The organism is Pseudomonas fildesensis (assembly GCF_001050345.1).
Lineage (GTDB): Bacteria > Pseudomonadota > Gammaproteobacteria > Pseudomonadales > Pseudomonadaceae > Aquipseudomonas > Aquipseudomonas fildesensis.
On the sequence record NZ_LFMW01000041.1, the window covers coordinates 1 to 9,746 of the forward strand.

The 9,746-nt window shown below is 62.5% G+C and carries 1 protein-coding gene; it reads left to right on the top strand.

Annotation, left to right across the window (positions count from 1 at the left end):
• Positions 1–9,746 (top strand): non-ribosomal peptide synthetase (locus tag ACR52_RS28840; RefSeq protein WP_048731854.1); only part of this gene is annotated, 9,746 nt, incomplete at both ends.

A 9,746-nucleotide genomic window follows, 5' to 3' on the forward strand; every position in this document is an offset into this window, starting at 1 on the left:
CATGCCCAAAGGTGTTGCCGTTTCTCACGGTCCACTGGTAGCCCACATCATCGCCACCGGCGAGCGTTATGAAACATCGCCATCCGATTGCGAACTGCACTTCATGTCCTTCGCCTTCGACGGCTCCCACGAAGGCTGGATGCACCCACTGATCAACGGCGCCAGCGTGCTGATTCGTGACGACAGCCTCTGGCTGCCGGAATACACCTACCAGCAAATGCATCGCCATAACGTGACCATGGCAGTGTTCCCGCCGGTGTACCTGCAACAGCTGGCCGAGCATGCCGAGCGTGACGGTAATCCTCCGAAGGTGCGTGTGTACTGCTTTGGCGGTGACGCTGTTGCTCAGGCGAGCTACGACCTGGCCTGGCGCGCACTCAAGCCGACCTACCTATTCAACGGCTACGGGCCGACAGAAACGGTCGTTACGCCACTGCTGTGGAAAGCGCGCAAGGGCGATCCGTGCGGTGCGGTTTACGCACCGATCGGCACACTGTTGGGCAACCGCAGCGGCTACGTGCTGGATTCGCAACTCAACCTGCAACCGATTGGCGTGGCCGGTGAGTTGTACCTGGGCGGCGAGGGCGTGGCCCGGGGTTACCTGGAGCGTCCGGCACTGACCGCCGAACGCTTTGTGCCGGATCCGTTCGGCAAACCCGGCAGCCGCGTGTATCGCAGCGGCGACCTGACCCGTGGCCGTCCGGATGGCGTGGTGGATTACCTCGGCCGCGTTGACCATCAGGTGAAAGTCCGTGGTTTCCGCATCGAGCTGGGCGAGATCGAAGCGCGGCTGCGCGAACAAGACAACGTCGGTGAAACCGTAGTGATCGCCCAGGACGGCCCGACCGGCAAACAGCTGGTGGCCTATGTGGTGCCGGCAGACGCTAACCTGACCGACCAGGCCGAGTTCCGCGAAACCCTGCGCCGCGCTCTGAAAACCCGCCTGCCGGATTACATGGTGCCAACCTACTTCATGTTCCTGGCGCAGATGCCGCTGACCCCCAATGGCAAGCTCGACCGCAAAGGGCTGCCGCCGCCGGATGCGAGCCAGATGCAGCAGGCTTATGTGGCGCCGCAAAGCGAGCTGGAGCAGAAGATTGCCGGTCTTTGGGCCGACGTTCTGCGCCTGCCGCGAGTGGGTTTGAACGATAACTTCTTTGAGTTGGGTGGCGACTCGATCATCTCGATCCAGGTGGTCAGCCGTGCGCGGCAGGCCGGTATCCGCTTCACGCCCAAAGACCTGTTTCAGCATCAGACCGTGCAAAGCCTGGCCACTGTCGCCCAGATGGGCGGGCAGGGGTTGCTCATCGAGCAAGGGCCAGCGACTGGCGAAGCGCTGCTGCTGCCGATCCATCAGTACTTCTTCCAGGAAGACATTGCCGAGCGTCATCACTGGAACCAATCCCTAGTCCTGCGCCCCGGCGAGCGTTTGGAGGTGTCTCGATTGAGCGCTGCACTGGCTGCACTGGTTGCGCACCATGATGCATTGCGCCTGAGTTTTTCCCGCCAATCGGGCGACTGGCAGGCTCATTATCGCGAGGTCGAGTCAGAGGACATTCTGCTCTGGCAAACATCCCTGGATGATATCGAGGCACTTGAGGCTCTGGGCCTGGAGGCACAGCGCAGCCTGGACCTGGCAGGCGGGCCGTTGCTGCGTGCCGTGCTGGTCCAATTGCCGGACGCATCGCAACGCTTGTTGCTCGTGATCCATCACCTTGTGGTGGATGGGGTGTCGTGGCGGATTTTGCTGGAAGACCTGCAAACCGCCTACACCCAGCTGCAGTCCGGGCAGGCGGTTGCATTGCCGGCCAAGACCAGTTCCACCCAGGCATGGGCAAAGCGTTTGCAAACCCATGCACAGAGCCCGGCGTTGCAGGAAGAGCTGCGCTTCTGGCGAGCGCAACTGCAAGGCGCCGACGCCGGCCTGCCCTGTGAAAACCCCCACGGCGGCCTGCAGAATTCACTCGCGCTCAGCGTTGGTACGCACCTCGATCAGGCCTACACTCGGCGTCTGCTGCAGGAGGCGCCATCGGCCTATCGCACGCAGATCAACGACCTGCTGTTGACCGCCTTGTCGCGGGTCATCACGCGTTGGACGGGTGGCGATTCACTGTTGGTCAGGCTGGAAGGGCACGGCCGGGAAGACCTGTTCGAGGATGTCGATCTCACCCGCACGGTAGGCTGGTTCACCAGCATGTACCCGCTGGCGCTGACACCGGCGCAGACCCTGGCTGACTCGATCAAGGGTATCAAGGAGCAATTGCGCGCCGTCCCGGACAAAGGGATCGGTTTCGGTGCGCTGCGCTACCTGGGGGATGAGCAAGCCCGGCAGGTATTGGGCGAGCTGGCGCAACCGCGTATCACCTTCAACTACCTGGGCCAGTTTGACGGCAGCTTCGAGGACGATACTGTACAGGCCTTCTTCACCCCGACAGGTGAAGGCGCCGGCGCCGACCAGAGCGAACACGCGTTGCTGGGCAACTGGCTGGAGATCAATGGCCAGGTGTTTGGAGGTGAGCTGAACCTGAGCTGGAGCTTCAGCCGTGAGATGTTCAGCGAGGCCACTGTGCAGCGGCTGGCGGACGATTACGCTGCGCAACTCAAGGCGCTGATTGAACATTGCTGCTTGCCGATCAATCGTGGTGTGACACCGTCGGACTTCCCGCTGGCCGGGCTGACTCAGCAGCAGCTGGATACGCTGCCACTGGTGATCACGGACGTCGAGGACCTGTACCCGCTGTCGCCCATGCAGCAAGGCATGTTGTTCCAGTCGGTTTACAGCCAGGGCTCCAGTGACTATATCAACCAGATGCGCGTGGACGTGCAGGGCCTGGATGTCTCGCGGTTCCAGCAGGCCTGGCAGGCGGCGGTGGACAGCCATGAGATCCTGCGCAGCGGCTTCCTCTGGCAGGCCGGGTTGAACCACCCGTTGCAAGTGGTCTACAAACAGGTGCAACTGGAGCTGGTTGCGCACGATTGGCAGGGCCGTGACGATTGCAACGCGGCACTCGATGATCTGGCGGCCACTCTGCGGACCCAGGGTTTTGCGCTGGAGCAGGCTCCCTTGTTGAATCTGGTGGTGGTGCGCACGGGGCCGTCCAGCCATCACCTGATCTACACCAATCATCACATCCTGATGGATGGCTGGAGCGGTTCGCAGTTGTTGGGTGAAGTCTTGCAGCACTATGCCGACAAGGCTTTGCGTCCGCAGGTTGGGCGCTATCGCGACTATATCGGCTGGTTGCAGGCCCAGGATAAGACCGTCAGCGAGACGTTCTGGAAAGCTCAGTTGGCCGAGTTGCATGAGCCCACCCGATTGGCGCGTGGAGTGATGGATTCGCAGGGCGCGGTACCGATGGTCAATGGCGAGCACAAACTGGCCTTCGACCCGTCGCAGACCGAGCGTCTCAAAGCCTTTGCCCAAACCCATAAAGTTACCCTCAACACGCTGGTGCAAAGTGCCTGGCTGATGTTGTTGGCGCGTAATACGGGCCAGTCCACCGTAGCGTTTGGTGCCACCGTGGCGGGCCGTCCTGCGGAACTGCGCGGTATCGAGCAGCAAGTCGGGTTGTTTATCAATACATTGCCAGTGGTGGCCACGCCGGATCCGCAGATGCCGATCGGCCAATGGTTGCAACAGATCCAGGCGCAGAACCTTGGGTTGCGTGAGCAGGAACATACGCCACTGTTCGAGATCCAGCGCTGGGCAGGCCTGGGGGGGGAGGCACTGTTTGACAGCATCCTGGTGTTCGAGAACTACCCGGTCTCCGAAGCCCTTGAGCAGGGATCACCGTCGGGGCTGCGTTTTGGCGCAGTGCAGAGCCTGGAGCAAACCCACTATCCGTTGACTGTTCTATTGGGCATGGGACACACCCTGGGCCTGGAGTTCAATTACAACCGCCAGGCGTTTACCGCTGAGGAGATCCAGCGCCTGGCCGGTCACTTCAGCGAGTTGCTACTGGCGTTGGCGAGCTCCGTCCATCATCGCCTGGCCGATCTGCCGTCGATGACCGACGCAGAACGCCAGACTCTCCTCTACGGGTGGAATGACACCGTTCGCGATTACCCACGGCAACAAACAGTGCATCAACTGATCGAAGCGCAAGTCGTGCTTACGCCACAGGCGCCGGCTTTGGTGTTTGGCGGTGAATGCCTGGATTACACCGAACTGAACCGCCGCGCCAACCGCCTGGCCCATCGCCTGATCCAAGCCGGCGTGGGGCCGGACGTGCTGGTAGGCCTGGCGGTAGAGCGTTCCATTGAAATGGTCGTGGGTCTGCTGGCTGTGCTCAAGGCCGGTGGTGCCTACGTGCCGCTGGACCCGGAATATCCGCGTGAGCGCCTGGCCTACATGCTCGATGACAGTGGCGTGAAACTGCTGCTGACCCAGGCGCATCTGTTTGAACAGCTGCCGATTCCCCAAGGCCTGGAAACCCTGGTGCTGGGCGAGTCTGCCTTTGAGGACTACAGCGACGCCAACCCAGGCATCGCCCTGGACGGCGAAAACCTCGCCTACGTGATCTACACCTCGGGCTCCACCGGCCAGCCGAAGGGGGCGGGCAACCGTCATTCGGCGTTGCTGAACCGCCTGCAATGGATGCAGGAAGCCTATGGCCTGGAGAGCAGCGACACCGTGCTGCAAAAGACCCCGTTCAGCTTTGACGTATCGGTGTGGGAGTTTTTCTGGCCATTGATGACCGGTTCGCGCCTGGTGGTCGCAGCACCGGGGGATCATCGTGATCCGGCCAGGCTGATCAACCTGATCAATCAGCAGCAGGTCACCACGCTGCACTTCGTGCCGTCGATGTTGCAGGCGTTCCTGCAGGATCCAGCAGTGTCGAGCTGCCAAAGCCTGCAACGCATCGTGTGCAGTGGTGAAGCCCTGCCGGCGGACGCCCAGCAGCAAGTGTTCGCCAAGCTGCCGCAGGTCGGGCTCTATAACCTGTACGGCCCGACCGAAGCCGCCATCGACGTGACCCACTGGACCTGCGTGGATGAAGGTCGCGATGCCGTACCGATCGGTCGCCCGATCGCCAACCTCGGTTGCTACATCCTTGACAGCAACTTCGAGCCGGTCCCGGTCGGGGTGCTGGGCGAGCTGTACCTGGGCGGCATCGGCTTGGCCCGTGGTTACCACCGCCGTCCTTCCCTGACTGCCGAGCGTTTTGTCGCGCATCCGTTTGTCAAAGGCGAACGCCTGTACCGCACCGGCGATCTGGCGCGCTACCGCGAAAACGGCGTGATCGAATACGCCGGGCGTATCGACCACCAAGTCAAGCTGCGTGGCCTGCGCATCGAGCTGGGCGAAATCGAAGCGCGCCTGCTGGAACACGAGTGGGTACGTGAGACTGCCGTGCTGGCGGTCGATGGCAAATACCTGGTGGGCTACCTGGTACTGCACAACGCCGGCGATGACTGGCGTGATGTGCTGGGCGCCCACCTGGGTCAGCATCTGCCGGACTACATGGTCCCGGCCCAGTGGGTGCTGCTGGAGCAAATGCCCCTGGGCCCCAACGGAAAACTGGACCGCAAGGCGCTGCCAAAACCCGAAGCTACCCACCACTACGAAGCGCCACAAAGTACGCTGGAGCAGCAGATCGCCGCGATCTGGGCCGACGTGCTGGGCGTCGAGCAAGTGGGTTTGAACGACAACTTCTTCGAGCGTGGCGGTGATTCGATCATCTCCATTCAAGTGGTCAGCCGCGCTCGTGCGGTCGGTATCCATTTCACCGCCAAGGCGCTGTTCCAGCATCAGACGGTGCGCAGCCTGGCCCGCGTGGCGCAGTTGCACACAGCGCAAGTGATCGACCAGGGCCCGGTGCAGGGCGAGACGCCGCTGCTGCCGTTTCAGCAATTATTCTTCGAGATGGACCTGCCGGACCGGCACCACTGGAACCAGTCCTTGCTGCTGACGCCGCACCAGCCCATTCTGGCCGAACCGCTGGAAGCTGCGCTGCAAGCGCTGACCCGGCACCACGATGTGCTGCGTCTGAGCTTCAGCCAACAGGCCGACGGCTGGACAGCACGGCACGACGCCCAGGCCGCCACCCTATTGTGGCAAGCGAGCGTGCAGGACGCCGTCGAACTGCAAACCCTGTGCGAGCGCGCCCAACGTAGCCTCGACCTGCAACAAGGCCCGTTGCTGCGTGCGGTACTCGCCGAGATGGCTGACGGTTCCCAGCGCCTGTTGCTGGTCATGCACCACCTGGTGGTGGATGGTGTGTCCTGGCGGGTGTTCCTCGAAGATCTGCAAAGCCTATATCGCCAGCAGCCGTTGCCGGCCAAGACCACGTCCTTCAAGGCCTGGGCCGAGCTTTTGCAGGCCCATGCCCGCAGCGAAGCGGTGCAGCCGGAAAAACACTTCTGGCTGCAACAGCTCCAAGGCGTACCGACCGACTTGCCGTGCCGGGATCCGCATGGTGCGTGCCCCGGCCGCCTGGCGCAGACAGTGGTCAGCCAATTGGACGCCGGGCACACCCGGCAATTACTGCAACAGGCGCCTACGGCTTATCGCACCCAGATCAACGACCTGCTGCTGACGGCCCTGGCGCGTGTTATTTGCCAGTGGACCGGACAGGCTTCCAGCCTGATCCAACTGGAAGGGCATGGCCGCGAGGACCTGTTCGACGATATCGACCTGACTCGTACCCTGGGTTGGTTCACCAGCCTGTTCCCAGTGCGCCTGACCCCGACCGAATCCATTGCCTCCTCGATCAAGCAGATCAAGGAGCAACTGCGCGCTGTGCCAGACAAGGGCCTGGGTTTCGGCGCACTGCGCTACCTTGGCGACGACGCCACGCGTCAGGCGTTCAGTGAGTTGCCGGTGCCACGCATCACTTTCAACTACCTGGGCCAGATCGACGGCAGCTTTGATCAGCCGGAGAGTTTGTTCGGGCCAGCGCGAGAAAGCGCGGGTACCGAGCAGAGCCCGGAGGCGCCGCTGGGCAACTGGTTGACACTCAACGGCCAGGTGTTCGGCGGTGAACTGCATATGGGCTGGACCTTCAGCCCGCTGATGTTCGAGGCGTCGCAGATCGACGCCTTGAGCCAGGCGTTCACCCGCGAACTGACGGCGTTGGTGGAGCATTGCTGCACCCCCGGCAACCGTGGCGTGACGGCTTCCGATTTTCCGTTGTCGCGCCTGAACCAGCAGCAGTTGGAGTCGTTGCCGCTGGCTGCCGACGCCATTGAAGACATCTACACCTTGTCTCCCATGCAGCAGGGCATGCTGTTCCACACCCTGTACGAACAGGCGGCCGGCGACTATATCAACCAGATCCGCGTGACCGTCGAGGGCCTGGACGTGGCGCGATTCCAGCAGGCTTGGGATGCCACGGTGCAAGCCCATGACGTGCTGCGCAGTGGGTTCTTCTGGGAAGGCCAGCTGGAATGGCCGTGCCAGGTGGTGTACCGCGAGGCTCGGCTGCCGATCGAGCACCTTGACTGGCGCGCGATGCCGGAGCGTGAGCTGGCGCTGCAAAACCTGCAGCAAGCCCAACGTCGCCAGGGTTTTGACCTGGCCAAGGCACCCCTCATACGCCTGGTGCTGGTGCGCACCGACGAGCAACGCCATGAGCTGATCTACACCAACCATCACATCCTGATGGACGGTTGGAGCAATTCGCGACTGTTCGGTGAGGTGCTGCACCGTTACGCCGGCGTGGCGGTGCCTGAAGCGGCCGGACGCTATCGCGATTACATCGGCTGGTTGCAGCAGCGTGATGCCGTTGCGACCGAAACCTTCTGGCGCGAGCAGTTGAGTGCACTGCAAGCACCGACTCGCCTGGGCAGCATCCAGGCGACGGCGGCAGACGGGCATGGCGAACACCAGTTGAGCTTGGAACGCCCACTGACCGAACGCCTCGAGGCCTTCGCACGCCACAACAAAGTCACGCTCAACACCCTGATCCAGGCGGCGTGGCTGGTCCTGTTGCAGCGCCACAGCGGGCAGTCGGTGGTGTCCTTTGGTGCCACCGTGGCCGGGCGTCCGGCGGACCTTGTGGGGGTGGAGCAGCAGATCGGCCTGTTCATCAATACCTTGCCGGTGATCTGCGCAGTGGATGGCCAGCAATCCGTCGCCGACTGCTTGCAAGCGGTGCAGGCGCAGAACCTGGCCTTGCGCGAGCATGAACATACCGGGCTGTACGATATCCAGCGTTGGGCCGGGCAGGGCGGTGAAGCCTTGTTCGATAACATCCTGGTGTTCGAGAACTACCCGGTGTCCAAGGCCCTAGAACAGAGTGGTGGCAGCGGCATTCGTTTTGGCCTGCCGGATTCCCGTGAGCAAACCAACTTCCCGCTGACGGTGCTGGTGGACGTCGGTGACACGCTGTCGGTGCAGTTCAGCTTTGCGCGTGCGCATTTCGACGCAAGCACGGTGCAAACCTATGGCCGCCATCTGGTCAATCTGCTGCAAGCCATGCTTGAGGGCGGCCAGCAACGTCTGGGTGACTTGGCGATGCTCGATGTGGGTGAACGTCAGCAGGTGGTAGAGGATTGGAACGCCACGGCGCGGGACTACCCGTTGCACCAATGTGTGCATCAACTGATTGAAGAGCAGGTGGCGCGCACGCCAGACGCTGCGGCCCTGGTGTTTGCCGAGCAGCGCTTGAACTACACCGAGCTGAACCGCCGTGCCAACCGCCTGGCTCATCGCCTGATCGAAGCCGGCGTAGGGCCGGACGTGCTGGTGGGCCTGGCGGTGGAGCGCTCCATCGAAATGGTCGTGGGCCTGCTCGCTGTGCTCAAAGCCGGTGGCGCCTACGTACCGCTTGACCCGCAATACCCGCGTGAGCGCCTGGCCTACATGCTCGATGACAGTGGCGTGAAACTGCTGCTGACGCAGGCGCATCTGCTTGAACAGCTGCCGATTCCCCAAGGCCTGGAAACCCTGGTGCTGGGCGAGTCTGCATTCGAACGCTATAGCGAAGAGAACCTGGGCATCGCGCTGGACGGCGAAAACCTCGCCTACGTAATCTACACCTCGGGTTCCACCGGCCAGCCCAAAGGTGCCGGCAACCGTCATTCAGCCTTGGTCAACCGTCTGCAATGGATGCAGGAAGCCTATGGCCTGGATGTCAGCGACACGGTGCTGCAAAAGACCCCGTTCAGCTTTGACGTGTCGGTGTGGGAGTTTTTCTGGCCATTGATGACCGGTTCGCGCCTGGTGGTCGCCGCGCCGGGGGATCACCGTGACCCTGCCAAGCTGGTTCGCCTGATCAATGCCGAGCAAGTCACTACGCTGCACTTTGTGCCGTCGATGTTGCAGGCGTTCCTGCAGGACCCGACGGTTGCGACCTGTCATACCCTGCACCGCATCGTGTGCAGCGGCGAGGCCTTGCCGGTGGACGCCCAGCAACAAGTGTTCGCCAAGCTGCCGCAGGCCGGGCTCTACAACCTGTACGGCCCGACCGAAGCCGCCATCGACGTGACCCACTGGACCTGCATCGACGAAGGCCGCGACGCGGTGCCGATTGGCCGTCCGATTGCCAACCTCGGTTGCTACATCCTCGACAGCAACTTCGAACCGGTGCCGGTGGGTGTATTGGGCGAACTTTACCTGGGCGGCGTTGGCTTGGCCCGTGGTTACCACCGCCGTCCTTCCCTGACTGCCGAGCGTTTTGTCGCGCATCCGTTTGTCAAAGGCGAACGCCTGTACCGCACCGGCGATCTGGCGCGCTACCGCGAAAACGGCGTGATCGAATACGCCGGGCGTATCGACCACCAAGTCAAGCTGCGTGGCCTGC